Source organism: Candidatus Poriferisodalis sp. (assembly GCF_965208895.1).
Taxonomy (GTDB): Bacteria; Actinomycetota; Acidimicrobiia; order Acidimicrobiales; family Poriferisodalaceae; genus Poriferisodalis.
Window position 1 is genome coordinate 4,269,530 of the sequence record NZ_OZ242363.1, and the last position, 17,723, is coordinate 4,287,252.

At 65.4% G+C, this 17,723-nt stretch carries 17 protein-coding genes; 6 read left to right on the forward strand and 11 right to left on the reverse strand.

Features of this window, described 5'->3' with window-relative positions; all coding sequences use genetic code 11:
• Positions 1-2 precede the first annotated feature (2 nt).
• The 3 genes from ACOGJB_RS19185 to fabZ all read left to right on the forward strand — a co-directional run bounded on the left by ACOGJB_RS19185 (position 3) and on the right by fabZ (position 1,447).
• Positions 3-416 (forward strand): hypothetical protein, encoded by a 414-nt coding sequence (locus tag ACOGJB_RS19185; RefSeq protein ID WP_419838674.1) that lies wholly within the window; start codon positions 3-5, stop codon positions 414-416.
• On the forward strand, positions 413-889 hold the full coding sequence (locus tag ACOGJB_RS19190) for a c-type cytochrome (RefSeq protein WP_419838675.1): 477 nt from the start codon (positions 413-415) through the stop codon (positions 887-889). Before ACOGJB_RS19185 ends, ACOGJB_RS19190 begins: the two co-directional genes overlap by 4 nt.
• 126 nt (positions 890-1,015) lie before the next feature.
• Complete coding sequence (gene fabZ / locus ACOGJB_RS19195; protein ID WP_419840776.1) at positions 1,016-1,447, forward strand: 3-hydroxyacyl-ACP dehydratase FabZ; 432 nt, start codon at positions 1,016-1,018, stop codon at positions 1,445-1,447.
• Positions 1,448-1,504: 57 nt separating this feature from the next.
• On the opposite strand, the gene ACOGJB_RS19200 is transcribed toward fabZ, so the two are convergent.
• From ACOGJB_RS19200 to ACOGJB_RS19210, 3 genes are read right to left on the reverse strand one after another with little or no spacing between them, the layout of a single operon-like run.
• A complete protein-coding gene (locus tag ACOGJB_RS19200; RefSeq protein ID WP_419838676.1) occupies positions 1,505-1,765 on the reverse strand; it encodes a hypothetical protein in 261 nt (86 codons plus the stop codon).
• Positions 1,766-1,816: 51 nt separating this feature from the next.
• On the reverse strand, positions 1,817-2,251 hold the full coding sequence (locus ACOGJB_RS19205) for a DUF5615 family PIN-like protein (RefSeq protein ID WP_419838677.1): 435 nt from the start codon (positions 2,249-2,251) through the stop codon (positions 1,817-1,819).
• Entirely contained in the window at positions 2,223-2,888 is a 666-nt protein-coding gene (locus tag ACOGJB_RS19210) for a DUF433 domain-containing protein (RefSeq protein ID WP_419838678.1), read from the reverse strand. Before ACOGJB_RS19210 ends, ACOGJB_RS19205 begins: the two co-directional genes overlap by 29 nt.
• 154 nt (positions 2,889-3,042) lie before the next feature.
• Between ACOGJB_RS19210 and ACOGJB_RS19215 the strand changes: the two genes are divergently transcribed.
• The gene (locus ACOGJB_RS19215) at positions 3,043-4,374 is read left to right on the forward strand and encodes an IS1380 family transposase (protein WP_419837032.1); all 1,332 of its coding nucleotides are present in this window, start codon (positions 3,043-3,045) and stop codon (positions 4,372-4,374) included.
• Positions 4,375-4,674: 300 nt separating this feature from the next.
• Here the strand turns inward: ACOGJB_RS19215 and ACOGJB_RS19220 are convergent, their stop codons facing one another.
• The 4 genes from ACOGJB_RS19220 to ACOGJB_RS19235 form a co-directional block, all read right to left on the reverse strand.
• On the reverse strand, positions 4,675-5,076 hold the full coding sequence (locus ACOGJB_RS19220) for a hypothetical protein (RefSeq protein ID WP_419838679.1): 402 nt from the start codon (positions 5,074-5,076) through the stop codon (positions 4,675-4,677).
• Positions 5,077-5,237: 161 nt separating this feature from the next.
• Positions 5,238-9,842, reverse strand: coding sequence for a type ISP restriction/modification enzyme (locus tag ACOGJB_RS19225; protein WP_419838680.1), 4,605 nt, complete (start codon positions 9,840-9,842; stop codon positions 5,238-5,240).
• Positions 9,839-10,540, reverse strand: coding sequence for a type ISP restriction/modification enzyme (locus tag ACOGJB_RS19230; RefSeq protein WP_419840777.1), 702 nt, complete (start codon positions 10,538-10,540; stop codon positions 9,839-9,841). Before ACOGJB_RS19230 ends, ACOGJB_RS19225 begins: the two co-directional genes overlap by 4 nt.
• Positions 10,541-10,777: 237 nt before the next feature.
• Positions 10,778-11,056 carry a hypothetical protein gene (locus tag ACOGJB_RS19235; protein WP_419838681.1) on the reverse strand — a complete coding sequence of 93 codons (279 nt, stop codon included), beginning with the start codon at positions 11,054-11,056 and terminating at the stop codon, positions 10,778-10,780.
• Between the two features lie 32 nt (positions 11,057-11,088).
• On the opposite strand from ACOGJB_RS19235, the gene ACOGJB_RS19240 reads away from it, so the two are divergent.
• Entirely contained in the window at positions 11,089-12,483 is a 1,395-nt protein-coding gene (locus ACOGJB_RS19240; protein WP_419838682.1) for a Fic family protein, read from the forward strand.
• Positions 12,484-12,556: 73 nt separating this feature from the next.
• Here the strand turns inward: ACOGJB_RS19240 and ACOGJB_RS19245 are convergent, their stop codons facing one another.
• The gene (locus ACOGJB_RS19245; RefSeq protein ID WP_419838683.1) at positions 12,557-13,351 is read right to left on the reverse strand and encodes an SDR family NAD(P)-dependent oxidoreductase; all 795 of its coding nucleotides are present in this window, start codon (positions 13,349-13,351) and stop codon (positions 12,557-12,559) included.
• Between the two features lie 72 nt (positions 13,352-13,423).
• Between ACOGJB_RS19245 and ACOGJB_RS19250 the strand changes: the two genes are divergently transcribed.
• The gene (locus tag ACOGJB_RS19250; RefSeq protein ID WP_419838684.1) at positions 13,424-14,371 is read left to right on the forward strand and encodes an alpha/beta hydrolase; all 948 of its coding nucleotides are present in this window, start codon (positions 13,424-13,426) and stop codon (positions 14,369-14,371) included.
• A 17-nt stretch (positions 14,372-14,388) separates the two neighbouring features.
• Here ACOGJB_RS19250 and ACOGJB_RS19255 read toward each other — a convergent pair whose 3' ends face one another.
• From ACOGJB_RS19255 to ACOGJB_RS19265, 3 genes are read right to left on the reverse strand one after another with little or no spacing between them, the layout of a single operon-like run.
• On the reverse strand, positions 14,389-15,087 hold the full coding sequence (locus ACOGJB_RS19255; protein WP_419838685.1) for a type 1 glutamine amidotransferase: 699 nt from the start codon (positions 15,085-15,087) through the stop codon (positions 14,389-14,391).
• A gap of 38 nt (positions 15,088-15,125) precedes the next feature.
• Positions 15,126-16,418, reverse strand: a complete 1,293-nt coding sequence (locus tag ACOGJB_RS19260; protein ID WP_419838686.1) for a cytochrome P450 — start codon at positions 16,416-16,418, stop codon at positions 15,126-15,128.
• Positions 16,419-16,420: 2 nt separating this feature from the next.
• The gene (locus ACOGJB_RS19265; RefSeq protein WP_419838687.1) at positions 16,421-17,719 is read right to left on the reverse strand and encodes a cytochrome P450; all 1,299 of its coding nucleotides are present in this window, start codon (positions 17,717-17,719) and stop codon (positions 16,421-16,423) included.
• Between the last annotated feature and the right edge of the window lie 4 nt (positions 17,720-17,723).

Sequence of the window (17,723 nt, forward strand, 5' to 3'; positions counted from 1 at the left end):
CGGTGAGGGCGGTCGAACCTGACGCTGCTTCGCCGGCACCTTGCGGTGACGCGCAGACGGATTCGCCCGAGTTCGATCCCGACTGCGAACTGTGCGAGGCGGCACGCTTCACGCACTGGTACTTCGAGGATGAGCTCTGCTGGGTCGCCGACTGCGAGGTGTGCGCAACGCCGATGGTTGTCTGGAAGCGGCACGGAACCGAACCGCCCGCCCCGGAGTTGGATGCGATGCTGGCCCGCTTGATCGATGCAGGCGAGCAGCGTTTCGGACCCAACGGCGGAAGGGTGGACCAGGTGATGCGCCAGATACCCGACCATTTCCATGCCCACTACCGCGACGCCGACTGGATGTCGCGCCGCTGGAACGAGCCGCCGAGCCGCTACACCGGCGTCGGCACCGACCGGGTGACCCGATGAACTTCCCGCGTCGCTCCACTCCGACAGATCTCGCGCAGTCCTCACAAGTCCCCCGGGACTCTCGTCGCTGCGGGCCGCCTGGGAACATTGCCAACCCACGGCTCGTGGGCTCGGTGGCGCAGTTCTTCGCCGCAGCGGGCATCGTGCTCGTCGTCGCCGTCGGGCTCGCTGCCTGTGGTGCTGCAGACGCGACTGAGGCCGATCTCGACCGGCTGGAGCTGGCGTTCGCCAGTGCTGATGTGGCGCTCGGGAGCGAAGTCTTCGGCGACAGCTGCTCGGTATGCCACGGCAGCGACGGCAGCGGCGGCGTCGGCGCAGCGCTCGACGGTGTCGACGAGCGGCTGAGTGTTCGGAGCCACCTGTCGGTCGTATGGACAGGCCGAGGCTCGATGCCCCCATTCGGCGGGATCCTCGCCGACGCAGAAATCGCCGCCGTAGTCGCCTACCAGCGGAGCACATTCGGAGACGAGTGAGCATCGGTTCGGCCGCCATCTTCAGCGGCCCGATGAGCTCAATCGGCGTCCGGCCCCTCGATGCAGCCGGGCTGTAGCTTCGCCCCCGTGAGCGACCCAGCACCTGAATCGCCGAGCGACACTGATTTGCCTCGACCCGACGAGCTGCTGCCGCACCGGGCGCCGTTCCTGTTCGTCGATGAGATCGTGGAGCTTGAGCCGGGCGAGCATTGCGTCGCGCTGTGGCACCTCAGCGGCGACGAGAACTTCTTTGCTGGTCACTTCCCGGGTCGACCGACGCTGCCCGGAGTCCTCATGGTTGAAGCGATTGCACAAACAGCCGGTCTCGCGGCAGCTTCGGCATCGTCGCTGGAAGGCAAGCTGGCGCTCTTCGGTGGTATCGACAAGGCTCGCTTCCGACGCCAGGTCGCCCCGGGCGACACGCTGCGCCTCGAAGCCACGATCCACCGGCTGTCGCCTCGGGCAGGGCGGGCATCGGGCACGGCGAGTGTCGACGGCCAGGTGGCCTGCGAAGCCTCGATGATCTTTCTCATCACCGACGCAGACGCCTTGGACTGAGCTGACGGAGAGGCGCAGCTAGCGCTGCCAATCGCCCGCCGCGCCTAGTGATCTGAGTCAGTGCTGGGCTGGTCCGGCCTCAACGATGGCTGTCACCGTCTCGCGCCCGAGTCCGGACACTTCCGCAAGCTGGCGCAGCGAGGCGCCGGATCGGTGGGCCACCCGGATCATGTCGTCTCGCATCTCGGCTTCTTTGTGTGCCCGCTCGGCGCTGAGGCCCACCACCGCCAATGCAGCCGCGATCTCGCCATCGATCTCTCCGCGGTACTTGTGCATCGCATTCCGTGCGGCCGACACTTCGGCTTCGGTGTAGCTCATAGTTGACCGCGCACCCCCGAGGCGAGCTTGTCCCGAATCGACATCAATCTCTCACCGATGCCGGGTCCGGCCGGTCCTCACGCAGTGTGCCGCGCCGAACTTGCAGCCAGACGCGCGGGGCGTAGCCGAGCCCGTTGAGCTTCTGCTCCCATAGAGGTATCCGTCTCGCCATGTCGATACGTGATTGGCGAGGCCAGCCAGTTCGTACGTGAAGATGATGACTTCGACTCCGACCTGCTGGATGAATTGTGTGCGCTGCCTTCGGGATCGGAAGTCGTTGTCGCAGGTAACCAACACGTAGCTGTTCTCCGCGCACCAGACGGCAATGTCGTAGTCATCGGCATTGGAATGGCCGCCGTGCGTCCGGCTGAGGGCATCCACTTCGGAAACGTGAATCACATTGTCGATGCCCGCAGCTGCCCGCGGAGAGATGTTCGCGTCGAGGCAGAAGCGGATGTCACGCGGTGTGTCGAGCGAACTCCGCACAAGCCTTTACTCGGGTCACGCTGAGGTTGAACCCCCGTGCGACCTCTTCGGGGGGATCTTCAGCGAGGCTCGCGACGATGGACCTGACGGGGATCCTGGTGCCCGCCACCACCGGAGCGCCGAAGCAGATGCGTGGGTTGATCTCGATCCATTCAGCGATATCCCACGAGGCAGCGCGTTCGTCGACGAACTGGATCTCCTCGGCGAACGTCTTGATGGCTGAGGTGATGGCCCACTGTCCCTTGCGGTTTCCAACGATCTCCTCCGCGTGCCCTTGAAATTCAATCCAGACGCTGTGCCCGTCGGTGTAGAAGGACTCGTGAGCTAGCGGGTGCTGAATGTCTGGAAACCGCTCACGCATGCCGTCGAGCACCCGACGGACCCTCTGGAGCGAAGCGCCGCGGTCGCGAAAGCGGCACACCATTTCCAAGCCGATCAGATCGAGAAATCCAATCGTCGCCGAGGTGTTCTTGTCCTGCGTCGGCGGCTTGACGACCGTCATCCAGCGACGAATCTGGGCACGCGAGACATCTCGGTTTCGCTCCACAATCTGTGCCGCCTGGGGAAATGAGTAAATGCCTGCCCCCATAGCAGCGCCAGTCGCTACCTCACTGTCAGCATGCTTCTTCGCTGTCACCTCACCTCCGCGGGGTTCCAGTCATCAGCCTAAGCCTGGATCCACCGGTGGGGTGGCGGGTTTGGGTGGTGCGCGTCCACCAGAAAGGCCTCCTGACGTGGCATTTTGCCGTTGACGAATAGTCGGCGTGATGCCATGACGGGAGGCACTTTCTGTGAGCAGCGTAGCTGGGGGTCTGGACCGGATTGAGGCAGTGTTCGACGAGGAGTCTTTGGTCGCCGATGCGGGGTTGTTGTTGGCGGGGTCGCTGGTGGCCCGGCTGGGTCTGGAGTCGTTGATCGATGAGGTGGTGACGCCGCCGGGGTCGGGCCGCGGTTCGGGTGCCAAGGTGCTCACGGCGGTGTGCTCGATGCTGGTGGGCGGTTCGTTCTTTTCGGACGCGGACAGGCTGCGGGCCGCGTCGACAAGGTCGGTGCTGGGGTTCGCGCCTGTGGCGCCGTCGACGTTGGGGACGTTCGCGAGGTCGTTCACGTTCGGTCATGTGCGTCAGCTCGACCGCGCGCAGGAGCTGGCGTTGGGCCGCGCGTGGGACGCAGGCGCCGCCCCTGCGGCCGAGCAGGTCACGATCGATGTCGACTCGACGGTCCGCGAGGTGCACTCCGACGCGAAGCAAGGCGCCGCCTATGGGCATACGCGCACGCTGGGCTATCACCCGTTGGTCGCGGTGCGCGACGACACCGGCGAGATATTGCATTCGCGGATGCGCAAGGGGTCCTCCCAGAAAGGACACCTGCGGTTCGTGTCCGAGACCGTCGCCAGGACGCGGCGGTTGGCGCCACAGGCGGCGCTGACGCTGCGCGCCGACGCAGGGTTCTTCTCCTGGGACCTGACCGAGCGGCTCGACAAGCTCGACGTGAGGTTCCTGATCGCTGTGGGCCGCAACCCCGCTGTCGACAAGGCGATCGCCGCGATCGACGACGACGAATGGACCCCGATCGGCTACACCGACGACGGCGAGGCACACGTCGCCGAGACGACGTTGACCTCGAGCCGGCGCCGCCGCGGCAAGCCCGCTCGCACGGTGCGGCTGGTGGTGCGCCGCACCCGCATCGTCGGCGAGCAAGGCGACCTGTTCCCCGACTGGCGCCACCACGCCGTCGTCACCGACATCGACGCCGAAACGCTCGACACCAAAACAGCCGACGCCGCCTACCGCCGTCACGCACGCGTCGAGCTCGCCATCAAAGACCTCAAAGCCGGCGGCCTCGCCCACAGCCCCTCAGGACGCTTCGCCGCCAACGCCGCATGGCTCGCCTGCGCCGTGCTCGCGCACAACATCGCACGCTGGACAGCGCGCATCGGACACGTCCACGACCCCCGAAAGCTCACCGTCGCCGCCACCATCGCACGCCGCCTGCTCGCCGTCCCCGGCCGGCTCGTCAACCGCAGCGGACGGCCCACCCTGCGGCTCCCCGCCCGATGGCCCTGGGCTCACACGTTCGCCGCCGCGCTCGACAAGATCCGCAGCCTGCCCCAACACTGCTGAACCGCCCCCAGCGCCCAGCCGCCCGGCGCAGCACACCCCCAAAAGCGCAGCACACCCCCAAAAGCGCAGCACACAACCCAACCCCCCCAAGCCGAACCGGGCACCACCACGCCCCAATGACCCCCATTACGTTGCCGGCGGCCCTGGCGCGACGGCGTCAGGGGCTGGCTGCTCGCCCGGGCGGGCAGGGCTGTTTCCCAACCACCCCACCGGTGGATTCAGGCTAAGCGTGCCCTGCCACACACCCGTTGATGCACGGTTCAGGGCTTGGAAATTCCTACACATGAAGGTCGTCTCGCCTCAGATGAGGGCGAGCCAGGTGACGCAGTAGACGTCGTCGGGAGTGACTTCGGGGAGCGGTTCGGGAGGCACGTAGGGATGCAACCCGAGGTCGCGGATGACCCGGATTATCTGCTCGGACTGCTCGGCAGGCTCGGGTGAGCTAGCGAGCGCGCTCTGGAAGGTTCGGATAGTGCGCTCAGGGTAGGGCGCCCTAATCGTGTCGATCGCCCGGTCGATCTCGTCCTGGGTCATGCTTGCGGGCGGATGGTCACGCACGACGTCGGCTGCCCGGAGGAGGCGGGGCGGAATGCGCGGCTCCAAGTTGGCTTTGTCGGACATGAAGTTCCACTTCTCGACGATGTCGGCCCGAGCCCTTTCCCATGCGTCGAACGCTCTGCTCGCAACGGCATCCTCCAGCACGCGGGGCCCGACGCGACGTTCGACAGCGTAGGCGCGGGGAATCGGCGCTTACGCGATGAAGTTGCGCGGAACCGCTCGACAGGCAGGATCGACCGTGTGGAGGTCCGGCAGCAGACTGGAAGCCAAGACGTCGTAGACGGTCCGGTTGCTTGTGGCGGCGATCAGGAGCGCCTCGGCAGACAGCGTGTCGCTTGGCCCGGTGCCGTCGCGTGAAGATCGGCCAGCTTCGGCGTCGCCAGAACTGCGAATAGTGCCATGTTGGATGGCGTCGTCATCAATATCGCTGGCGCGGGATGACTCGGGTCGGCTGATTCGTCCCAGCGGCGCAGAGGTCTGGTGAGACAACTGTTGTGAGGCATCCGAAGATGGCTCGGTTGGTTGGTGTCGAGACCAAGAGCGGGGGGGGGGGGGTCATTGCCGTCGCGCGGGAACATGGCCGCGATGGTCTTGACGCTGGAGAGGATGCGATCGTCTTCGTAGAGCCAGAGCTGCTGGAAGGGCCGGTAGAGCACTGGCCGAATCCGATCCTCGTCGAACTCGATCTGGATGTTGGCCTTGACTGCTTGGCGAAGGCGCGCGTGCCACTTGATGTCCTCGACCTCCTCGTCTGCGGTGGCGACATCAAGAGGTACGTTCCGCTCGTGGATGGCGCGTCGCGCACGCTCGTAGGCGGCGACGAATGCTCGCATTCTTTCCGCCAGATCGTCGCGGCTGAACGAATACACATACGTGTCGCAGTTTGTGGTGAGGCCGAGCGCGTGCTGGCTGACCGCCACGTCGTCTCGACGGTCACGGGTCAGGGCGCAGAGAGATATCGGCAATTCTCCGAAAGCGTTGTCGGTGAGGTTGACCCAGTCGTGGGAGGCGCCGATCGGCACCTTCTCGAAGCTGTCCCAGAAGGTGTCTGTGCCCGGAGCAATGGATTCGAGCCACGCGAACTTGGCGGTGCGGTGCTGGTACTCGGGGACTTCGGCGTAGTGGAGAGCGGCAGGCCCGTCTGGTCTCGGTGCATCGGGGTCGCTGACGAGGAACGTGATCTGTACGCCGTTGCGTGAGCCGCCGCCGAAGAGCTTGTCGCCTTCTCGTTTGAATTCTTCACCCTGCTTGTAGGCGTCGCCCCGCAGGTTGACGACGTAGATATCACTGAACTCGTCTCGCAGGGCGGCGCGCATGCCGGCCAGAGATATCCCGGTGGCGAGTGAGTTGGGGTGCACGAAGGCGACCACGCCCGGCACCTCGGGGCACCGACGCGGGGTTGTCGGCACAGGATCGCCGACCCGGTCGGAAGCCCAGCGGATGGCCTCTACGTAGAGGTTGCCACCGGACTTGCCGCTGCCCTGCCCGGTGACTTCGCGGTGCCGCTTGCCGTACGTGTCGCGCACCCGCTGCTCAATCTCGGGGTAACCGATGTTGGGGTTGTCGTCGTTGGCTCTCTTCTGGCCGGCAGACCACGGCGGGTTGCTGATGATGACGCGGATCGGCAGCTGGTTTTGCATCTGCGCAATCAGGGTGTTGTCTTCGGTGCCTTCGAGCCGGCCATTGCTGAGCGCATCGTTCTGGAGGAACGTGTCGCCGTACACGATGTTCTCGAACTGCTGGAACTGGCCGTCGTCGAAGCCATCCCGGCTCTCCATGCCGGCTTCGATCTTGAGCGCAGCGACGTAGTAGGCAAGCAGCACCAATTCGGTCGCGTGCAGCTCGTGGCGGTATTTGCGGGCGAGGTCTTCGCGCCGGATGATCGGCCGATCGTCGGCACCCTTGATCGTCAGGATCTGATGGATGAAGGTGCCGGTGCCGACAAAGGGATCCAAGATGTGGACTCCCTCTGCGGTGAGGCCCTTGCCGAAGTGCTTGCGGCAAATCGCGTCGGTGGCGCGCACCATGAAGTCCACGATCTCGACCGGGGTGTAGACGATCCCGAGCCGTTTGGTAACGTCTTCCATCGCGTGAGCGAAGAATCCGTCGTAGATCTGGCGCATCAGGTCGACCTTCTGCGCCGGCGTGATGTCGTCGGACAACATCGAACGCATCGTGCGGTAGGCCCGGGTGAGCGGTGTCAACTCGGCCCCGAACACTTGTTCAGCCAAGTCGAACCCAGCCAGATCGGCTGCATCGTCGGCATCTATGTGGCCGCTGTGTTGAGCGAGCGCTGCGAGCAGGCGGTCCATGGCCTTGCTCATCGGGTTTTCCTTGGCGAATCCGGAATCGGCGAATAGCGCATCGAAAATCGGGATGGTCACCACATGCTGGGCCACCATCTCCAACGCGTCGTGATAGGTGATCCGTTCGCCCGCAGTCTCTCGAATTGCTGTCAGGAACGTCTCGAACTCCTGCTGAGCCTCCATCGGCGCCAGCAGCTCACCGGACAGTCGGTCGCGAACTTGATCGCAAACCTTGGCGGCGTTCTTGCCCCACGTGGGCCACATCTGCCTGTCACCGCAGAGATCCACCATCTTGGAGAACACCTCGCGTTCGAGGCGCTGCTTGATCTGCAGGTCGAGCGCCAGCTGTTCCACGGCCGGATCGGCGTCATCGGCATCCTCGGCGTCGCTGTCGCCGTCGTCGGGAGCGATGACGTCGATCGGGGGCTTGGTGCTGACACCGTTCAGCCAGTGATCCACGCGGTCGTCGTGGGAGCGGAGGGCTCGCACTACCTCCCACACGGTCGAGAAATCCGAGCCGGCCAGCACTTCCTCGCTGGTCATCTCGCTGCCTTCAGGCACCACTACCGGGATCACGATGTAGCCCAGTTCCTTGCCGTCGGCCCGGCGGATGGCGCGCCCCACGGCCTGGGTGATGTCTATGGTCGACTTGCGCGGGTCCATGAACACCACGGCGTCGAGGGCAGGCACGTCCACACCTTCTGAGAGCACCTTGGCGTTGGCAAGCACTCGGCAGGTGGCCCCTTGCTGGTCGCCGCCGTCGCCCTGTACTTGACGGCGACTTTCGCCGTCGGAACCCGAGTCCTCGAGTGGACCTTGTGCAGTGCTGGCGGCACGCAGCCAAGACAGTTGACGGGCACGCACATCGGCTCGGGTTTTGCCGTCCATGTGGTCGGTCTCGATGCGCAGAATCGGCTGTGCTTCGCCCTCGGCCCTGCTCTTGGCGCGCAGGTCGTCGGAGATCGCACTCAGCAGGCTGTGGTCGTTGCCCAGCAGCTCCGCGAATCCTCCTGCCTCGCCGACGAGCTTCGATTTCGCCACCGTGCTGGCGAACAGGATCGCCGAGCGCAGCGGAGCGCCCGTTTGGGGCGCGATCTGCCCGGACATCCTCTGTGGGTCGCTGCGTACAGTCTTCGGCGCAGCCAAGGCGTCGAGCACGCCGAGCAGCTTCGTGGCATAGCCCTCCGCCACCAGGCCGCCCCGAGCCGACGACTTTCGCCGGGCATCCTCAGTTCGCAGCACTTCGACGTATGCGTCGCTGAGTTCGTTGCTGCCTGCCCGCTTGCCGACGACGAGCACCCGGTAGTCGGTCAACAGCCCCTGGTCGATGGCATCGCTGAACGCCATCTTGAAGAACCGCGGCCCGTACACGGCGTCGTCGTCCATCGAGTACGAATCGAGGTCGCGACCGGCTTCCTCGCTCATCTTCGCCGCCTTGGCCTTCAGTCGAGGCGTGAACACCCGCGGCGTGGCCGTCATGTAGAGACGCCGCAGCGCCGGCAACCGGCGATCGTCGTGAGCGAGTCTGAATCCCGAGACACGGTCGGTCTTGGCTTCTGCGTCCTCGATCCCCGTCGTGCGGTGGGCTTCATCGAGGACAAACAGATCGAAGGGTTCGAAGCCGTGACCGCCGCTGCGGATGGCTTGATTGGCATGTTCGATGGCGTCGGCCACTACCGGCAGCGAGTGGTACGTGGTGAGCACTACTCGCATTTCGTCGGGGCGCGGTGCCTCTGCCAGCCGTCGGGCGATGTCGGCGCGGTCGGTGCTCACGGGAATCTGCACCGCGGCCAGCTCGTCTGCCGCGCCTCTGGGTAGCCGACCCGTGCTTGGATCGGAGCAGACGCCGAAGTAGCTGTGAGCGATGGACCGATTCCGCGCCCACTCGCGCATCGTCTGACCCATTAACGCAATCGACGGCACCGCGTACAGCACCGATCCGCCCCGGCCAGCGTGCTCCTCAGCGGCCCACATCGCCACTAGTGATTTGCCCGTGCCGCACGGCATCACCACTGTGCCGCGGCGATGTTCCTGGAATCCCTTGCTGATCTCGATCAGCGCTTCCTGCTGGTGGGGGAAGGGCCGTTTGGGCTCGCTGGCCCATTCCACGGCATCCGGGTCTTCGAGGCCTGCCAGCCAGTCGACGGGCCACGATTCGAGCTCGGCGAGGTCGATGAGCTTGGTGCCGCCCTTGATGAGCTTCGTCGCGGCGTGCTTCGGAATCTGACCGGTTGAGACCAGGATCGAACCGTCGAAATCGTCATTCAACGCCAGCGCGAGAAAGTCGTTGATCCCCTTGGTGGCAACTTTGGCGTCCTTGTAGAACTTGCACTGCACACCGACACGGCCACCGTGCCTGCGCTGCGCTACCAAGTCGACCCCGATGTCAACCGTGTAGCCGAGTTCGGTCCGTTCGGGCCATTCATTCCACAGCCAGACGTGTTGGAAATCAAACTCGGGGTTTGCCTCGAAGGCGCCTCGCATCACCTGCTCGAACATTCGCCCCTTCTCAGTGGAGTTCAGCGCCCGCTCGCGAATCTGGCGAAACACCACCGGCTCAAAGAGATGTCCCTGCACCGCTGTCCCTGTTTCGAAGAGCGTCATGACTCGGTCAACTCTGAGTCAGCGGCTTCGTCAACGGTTTCGAGCGATAGGGGCAGCGCGGCGATGATCCGCGCCGATTGCGATCCGACGTAGGCAAGGCGACGAAGGTGTCTGATCAGGTTGAACGGTTCGTCAGCCCAGACATGCCAGCGATTCGGGTCGTCGGTGATTCCCGACGGTTTGTCATACTTGACAGTGAGCGTCGTGACTGCCCATTCGAGGGGTGAACGACCCGAGACTGTGTAGCTGTGGCACTCGACTGGGATGCCGACAAGACGACAGCGCTCGTTGACGTGAAGCATCGACCGGTCGTCGCGCTTGGCGCTGCCCACTGAGCGCCCCCAGTGCATCCGGGCCTGAATCCGGTATGCGGCGTCGGGGTGCTGGCCTTGGCTTTCTTCGCCATCGACGAAGCAGTCGAGCGGAAATTCAGGACAGGACTCATAGCCGACGTGCAGGTCCATGAGTTCTCGGCCCGCTGCGCGGAATGCCTCAAAATCGGGGGCCAGAGGCAAGCGGGGAAGGCTGCGTTGGAGGTCGTGCCGGAAGCGCTCACGCCAGTCAGGCGCGTGCATCACGCCGTAGAGGTACTCCCAGATGTCGTCCTTCGAGACGTGTGACCCATAGCGGTGTTGGAACTGCTCCAAACACCAATCAGTGACGTTGTCCCGCCAAGCCGGTGCTGCTGGCGCGAACAGCGAGTCCGGGGGGGGGGGTCATGGCCTCAAAACCGTAGTCTACGTGTGGCATTGCGCCAGCGGATCGAAGAAGTGGCTGTGCGTGCCGACGATGTCCTCGACAGATGCCTCTGGTCAGGTGCCGATCCGGGGGCCATTCGCTCGTCGAAGTCGTTGAGTGCGGATCAAGCCGCGTCGGCCACTGCGGGTTCAGACAGGGGCCTGTCCAACCTTTTAGGTATCCGGGCGTGGTGGATTTTATCGAATGTAGGCGGCGATCCGGTCGCCGTAGTGGACGGTGAGCGCGTTGAGGATGGCTTTCCAGCCGTTGGTCTTGCCGGCCAGGTTGGTGCGGTTCTTGCGTCGAGCGGTGGCGATTAGGGGTAGACCGAGCGCAGAACGGCGTCTCCCGGCGCTTCGATGACGAGTCGGGGGCTGCGACGATGGCTGGCGGTCTCTTTGCCGCTTGGCTGCACTTACGGCAAACTCAGGAGCACGGATCACCCGAACTTGCCGAATTGCGTAGGTTGCGGTCATCTCAGCACTCGGGTGCGCGAAGGATGCGAGCCATGGGACGAACCGAACGGCGCTACTGGGACAACCGGGAGAACATCTCAAGAGCCGCCCGCGCCGGCGATCCACAAGACTTGCTGTTCGACGCATACGTACCCCACCCGATTGCCGGCTGGGAGCCTGTCCTGGGCTCCCGCACATGGGCACGTCTGTCGCGCTCATCGGAGCGTTGCCGCGCCCTCAGCGAAACACTCGGTCAAGGTGACTTGCCAGCCGAATGGCTATTGAGTCGCGCTGAGAGCATCGCTTCGAGCACCATCGAGGACATCCGGCCCTCTGCTCGTCGGGTTGCCCGGGCAGAGGCCCAACTGGGGTTGTTCGGCGAGAAGCCGCCGGACGCTGAAATGCAGGCGTTGCGCAACATCGGCGTCACCCGGCACGCCTCAGACCTTGCGCAGTCTGGTGCCAGCTTCACCGTCGAATCGTTGTGCGACATGCACGAGACCCTCATGGGGGATGACCCGATCGCCGGCCGATTGCGGGAGCGGCAGAATTGGGTCGGCGCAGGGGCGCTCAAAGGCCCGCTCGCCGCTCGCCATGTCGGACCTCCGCCTGAGCACGTTCTCGGTCTTCTCGAGGATTTGGTCGAGTACGTCCACCGAGATGACGGAGACCCGTTGGTTCGTGCCGCCATTGCTCATGCCCAATTCGAGACGATCCATCCCTTCCCGGACGGCAACGGTCGCACAGGCCGCGCCCTGATCCAGTTCATGCTGTTGCGTGAGGAGGTGATCGGACGAGGGACGCTGCCCATCAGCTCAGCTTTGATGATCGAGAGGCCGCGTTACTTCGACGCACTGGATTCGTTTCGCTTGGTCTGCGCTCCTGACGACGAGGCCAGGTCGAGATCAGCGCAGCCTTGGATTGAGATGCTCGCTGAAGCGACATTCCATGCGTGCATTCTCCATGACCGGCTGAACTCGCACGTCGAGGCGCTGCGGCAGCGGTGGGCGGCCCAGGCCACGGCCAAGCGAATTCGCCCTTCGAGCGCGGCCTTCCGGCTGCTCGATCACCTGCCTGCCAATCCGGTCCTCACAGCGGATAGCGCTCGGCGTCTGCTTGACACGAACGAGCGGACAGCACGCCACGCAGTCGCCCGACTCGCCGATGCCGGAATCTTGGAGCAGCGCAGCGCCGGCCGCCGAAACAGGGTCTTTGAGTGCGGCGACATGATGGACGCGTTCACTGAGTCGGCGCGTGAGCAGCCCGCCGCCAATCTCACACTGTCCACACCAGTCGGCGCCCCAGGCCCGACACTCCCGGGCACTGAAGAAACCGCGAAAGAAGAGGCCGGAGGCATATGCGGCGCCCGTACACGTCGAGGCACACAATGCGGCCATCCGCGTCCTCGTCTAGGCGGCAAGTGCCCGGCAGGGCACCCACGAAGCTGAGAGGCCGCCGATTTGCGGCGGCGCCAGCTCAAAGCGCTCGTACGGGCGCAACGGCGGTTTGTGCGCGACGCGGTCAGCGGAGGTGGGTGGGGCGGGGGTCGGCTAGGCGGCCCAGGGGTGATTGGGCTCGCAGGCCGCCGTCTACCACGATGGCTTCGCCGGAGACGAATGACGACTCGTCGCTGGCGAGCCAAGTCGCGACGCTGGCGATCTCGTCGGGATGGCCGAGGCGGCGCAGTGCGTGCGCTGCCAGATTTCGTTCGAGCGCAGCTGGGTCCTGCATCATCCGCTGCACCGGGGGAGTCTCGATGGTGCCTGGGCAGATGGCATTGACGCGAACGCCGTCGGGAGCGTGATCGGTGGACAGCGCCCGCGTCAGGTTGATGACTGCCGCCTTGGACGCGGCATACACGACCGAGCCGCCGTCGCCGTGCAGGCCGCTGATTGACGCCGTATTGATGATCGAGCCGCCGCCGCGGGCCTCCATTGCGGGCACGGCGTACTTGGCGCCCAAATAGACCGACCGGACATTCACGTTCATCACGAGATCCCAGTCACGAGGCTGCAGCTCCACCGCGGTGCCCGGACGGATCGTGCCTGCATTGCTGTACAGCACGTCGAGACCCCCCCAGCGATCCACGGCCGCGGCAACCATCGCCTCGACGTCGTCAGGCTCCGCGACATTGGCGCCGAAGCCGTGCGCTTCGCCGCCGTCTCGGGTGATGGCCTCTGCCACGCTCTCGGCTCGCTCTCGGCGGATGTCCACGACGAGCACCGACGCACCTTCAGCAGCAAAGCGCTTCGCGCTGGCCTCGCCGATGCCTGATGCACCGCCGGTGACGATGGCGATCTTGTTCTCCAGCAGCATGGGATCCCCTTCCGAGAGCCGCGTCGCTCACCGCGGACACTAGGAGGCTGAGCTGGGCCCCGTCTCGCCAACATGGCTACGTTGTGGCGGCCGATCGGGATCAATCCGATGCGGGCCGAAGCAGGGGAGGGCTCGATGGCGAGCGAAGCGTTCTACAGAATCCGCGAGATCATCGCGTCGCAGGCAATGCCTGCCGACATCGATGCGATGCGCAAGGGCATTGAGCTCACTGCCCGACCGCTGCCGACCGGCGTGAGCGGTGAAATGGTCGTCGCCAACGGTGTCTCGTGCGAGCTGCAGACACCCGATGAGACCAGCAGTGACGCCATCGTGCAGTACGTCCATGGCGGCGGCTACGTCGCCGGGTCGATCGGCTCGCACCGGAATCTGACGGGAAATCTGGCCCTGAAGCTGGGCTGTCCGGTGCTCTCGGTCGATTACCGCCTCGCGCCCGAGCATCCCCACCCTGCGCCGGTGGAGGACTCGGTTGCGGTGTATCGCCGGCTGCTCGACCGCGGCCACTCTGCCGACAAGATCGCCATTGCCGGCGACTCGGCAGGCGGCGGGCTGACGATGTCGACGCTCATGAAGCTGCGCGACCTCGGGCTGCCGCTGCCGGCCGCAGCCGTGCCGATCTCGCCATGGGTCGACATGTCCGGCACGGGGGAGAGTGCCGTCACCCGGTCCGACCGCGACCCCATGGTGAGCGCTGACGATCTCACCCGGATCGCCGGTGTCTTCCTCGGCGCAGACGGCGATCCCGCCGATCCATACGCGTCACCGCTCGAAGGCGATCTCTCGGGCCTGCCGCCGTTGCTGATCCACTGCGGCGACGACGAAGTCCTGCTGTCCGACAGCGAGCGGCTGGCACACAAGGCCCGCACCAGTGGCGTCGACGTGACCCTCGAGGTATGGCCCGAGATGATCCACGTCTGGCACTCGATGGCTGGCCTCTTCCCCGAAGCCGACGACGGCATTGCCCGAGTCGCGGAGTACCTCAGCGAGCGGCTCGCCGGCTAGAGCGCCGAGCCCTTCGGCTAGGACTGGGCCACGTCGTCGAGAAACCAGTCGACGAGGTCGAAGCAATTGCGCCGGTTCGCGGCCTCGTTGCGCGTCACGGCGGCCAGGATGTCCTCGCGAACCACGCCGACCGATTCCAGGTAGTCGTCGCTGGCCGCCCAGAGCCACTCGCTGGCGAGCTCCACGTTGATCTCGGGATGGAACTGGGTGCCCACGCTGCGGCCCATCCGGAAGAGCTGCGGGCAGATCTCGGTGCTGGCGAGCAGCTCGGCCCCGTCGGGCAGGTGAAAGCGATCGTGGTGCCACTCCATCCAGGGACCGGTCGATATCGGCAAGTCGACGCCTTCGGGCGGTGAGATCCGGTACCAACCGATCTCAGTCTCAGGGGAGCGATCCACCGATCCGCCGAGTGCTGCTGCCAGCGCTTGGCCACCGAAGCAGATGCCCAGCACCGGCGTGCCGCCCTCATGGGAACGGCGGATCAGGTCCAGCTCCGTGCCGATCCAGGGTTCGATGGCGTCCTCGTAGACCGACCAATACGAACCGGTCACGACGAGCACATCGAAGTCTTCCTGAGGCAGCGGCTGGAAGTCTGCGGGCCGCGTGTTGTCGGGCACCATCACGTGGACAGCCAGATCGACGCCCCGTTCGGTCAGCCGATCACCGACGAATCCGGGTCGCGACGTCTTCTCGTGGGTGACGACCAGGGCTCTCACGTGATCTTCCGCACTTGCCGATGAGTACTCGGCGAGCATCATGCCGCCAGGTCGACGACGCGCACCGGCAGGTGCTTGATGCCGGAGATGAAGTTGGAGCGCAGCCGCTCCACCGGCCCGTCCTGCTCGATCCGCACGACCCGCCGCAGCAGCTCCTCGAACACGACCTTGATCTCCATGCGGGCCAGCCAAGCGCCGAGGCACAAGTGGGGTCCATTGCGGCCGAAGGCCATGTGCTCGTTGTCGGTGCGCGCCAGATCGAACCGGAATGGGTGAGGGAACCGGTCGGCGTCGTGATCCGCGCTGATGTAGTACAGGACCACCTTGTCGCCGGCCCGCACCTTGGTGCCGTTGATCTCGGTGTCACATGTCGCCGTGCGCCGGAAGTGCGTCGTGACCGAACTGGCACGCAGCACCTCCTCCACCGCTGCCGTGGTCAGCGTCTCATCGCCGGCCAGCACCGCAGTGCGCCACAGGTCAAACAGATGGGGATGAGCCATCAGCACCCACAGCCCGTGGGTCATCGTGTAGCGGGTGGTGTCGTTGCCGGCCGCGATCAGCAGTGTGAAGAAGTTCTTGAACTCGAGATCGGTGAGCGGCGTGCCGTCGGTGGTGGGGGCCAGAAGCTGGCTGATCACGTCGGAGGTCGGCCACTCGCGCCGCTCAGCGGCCTGCTGCGCTGCGTATTGAAAGATTTCCACCGTCGCCGGGCTGCGAAACGGCATGAAGCGGAAGTCGTCGGTGTCGACAAGCCCGACGGGGTAGTCGGTGAAGTCGGGATCGGTGTTGCCGAGCAGCGCATCACCCCACTCGACGAGCTGGTGACCGTCCTCATCGCTGGTCCCCAGCATCCGGCCCAGCATGCGCATCGGCAGCTCCGTCGCCACCTCGGTGACGAAGTCGAAGCGTTCGGTGGTCAGTGCCCGGTCCAGCACCTCGCAGGCAAGCCCCCGGATGGCCGCCTCGTACGTGTTGACCACACGAGGCGTGAACCCGCGGCTCACCAGGCGGCGGTACCGCGTGTGCTCAGGAGGGTCCATTTCCATCATCGTCGTACGCGCTTCGAGCTCGTCGGGCGCCATGTCCTCGAGCCGGATGCCCTGCGCGGAGGTGAACGTCTGGGTGTCGCGGCTGATGCGGAACGCATCGTCGTACTTCGTGACGGCCCAGTAGCCGCGCCCGTCGATTTCCTCGACCCACGCCACGGGGTCCTCCCGTCGCATACGGGCGAACGTGGCGTGCGGGACGCCCTGGGTCCAGACGTCGTGGTCGGAGATGTTGGCGTCGTCAGGCCCGAGGTCGTCCAGATACGGCTCCGCCCAGGTGCTCACAGTCAAAGATTGTTGCAGGAGGCTCGCACAGACGCCGGTGGACCGCCGACAGGCACGTCGACCGAGACCTCCACCGAAGCGACGCCGTGGACAAAATTTGACGGAATCCGCACGAGATTCGAGGCGCTCGCCGGCCGGATGCCGCGGTCCAGCATCGCTTCGAGCAGCACGGTCAGCTCCATGCGGGCGAGAAAGGCACCCAGGCAGAAGTGCGGCCCGCCGCCTCCGAAAGCAATCTGGGCATTGTCGGCCCGCCCGATGTCGAACTCGTCGGCCTGGTCGAACAGCGCCTCGTCCCGATTGGCCGATGGGTACCACATGACGACCTTGTCGCCTGCGGCGATCTGGGTTCCGGACAGTTCGGTGTCCACTGCGGCGGTTCGTCGCATGTGCAGGATCGGCGACGCCCAGCGGATGACCTCCTCCACGGCGTTGGGCAGCAGTTCGCGGTCTGCAACCAGCCGGTCCCACTGCTCGGGGTGCTCGGCGAACGCGATCGTCCCGTGGGTGATTGCGGTGCGCGTCGTTTCATTGCCGCCGAACACCAGGACCTGGAAGAAGTTGCGGAACTCGGTCGCTGTCAAACGGTCGCCGCCGACCTCGGCGTGCACGAGGTGGCTGACGACGTCGTCAGCGGGGTGGTCCAAGCGCTCGTCGCCGAGCTTCGCGCCGTACTCGTACAGCCCCCACGCGGCGGGGCTCCCGAAGGGGAGCAGGCGCAACGGCGTGGTGTTGCCGTAGGCGTCAGGCGGCAGCGACTGGCTCTCGGTGGTGCCTTCGACCAGATGGTTCGACAGCTCCACCATGTAGTCGGCATCTTGCGGGGGCACGCCCAAGATGGCGATGATGACCCGGATCGGCAGCGGCGCCGCGACCAGGTCCACCCAGTCACCGCCTCCCTGCCGGACGACAGCGTCGAGCAGCTCGTCGGCGATCTGACGCGTGCGCTCTTCGTAGCGGCGCATCTGGCGGGGAGTGAACGCCTTGCTGACCACCCGGCGCAGGCGGGTATGCGCGGGCGGGTCGTGCTCGAGGATCGATCGGCGCGCTTCCAGCGCATCGGCTTCGAGGTCCCATAAGTTGACGTGCCCAATCGCCGACGAGAATCGTTCGGGGTGGCGAGACACCTCGCACACGTCGGCGTGGCGCGTCACCGCCCAAAAGCCGTGGTCTTCGTAGCGGTTCCAGTGCAGCCCCGGCTGCTGCCGCAGGGCGCGGAAGTCCTCCCAGGGGATGCCGTTGCCGTAGCGGCTCGCGTCGGCAATATCGATCTGTGCGGTCAAATCGGCTCCGCGTGTCATGGGC

Coding starts and splice junctions, on each gene's coding strand:
- ACOGJB_RS19190 (WP_419838675.1), top strand. CDS start 413: ATGAACTTCCCGCGTCGCTCCACTCCGACAGATCTCGCGCAGTCCTCA.
- ACOGJB_RS19200 (WP_419838676.1), bottom strand. CDS start 1,765: ATGAGCTACACCGAAGCCGAAGTGTCGGCCGCACGGAATGCGATGCAC.
- ACOGJB_RS19225 (WP_419838680.1), bottom strand. CDS start 9,842: ATGACGCTCTTCGAAACAGGGACAGCGGTGCAGGGACATCTCTTTGAG.
- ACOGJB_RS19235 (WP_419838681.1), bottom strand. CDS start 11,056: ATGACCGCAACCTACGCAATTCGGCAAGTTCGGGTGATCCGTGCTCCT.
- ACOGJB_RS19240 (WP_419838682.1), top strand. CDS start 11,089: ATGGGACGAACCGAACGGCGCTACTGGGACAACCGGGAGAACATCTCA.
- ACOGJB_RS19245 (WP_419838683.1), bottom strand. CDS start 13,351: ATGCTGCTGGAGAACAAGATCGCCATCGTCACCGGCGGTGCATCAGGC.
- ACOGJB_RS19250 (WP_419838684.1), top strand. CDS start 13,424: ATGGCTACGTTGTGGCGGCCGATCGGGATCAATCCGATGCGGGCCGAA.
- ACOGJB_RS19265 (WP_419838687.1), bottom strand. CDS start 17,719: ATGACACGCGGAGCCGATTTGACCGCACAGATCGATATTGCCGACGCG.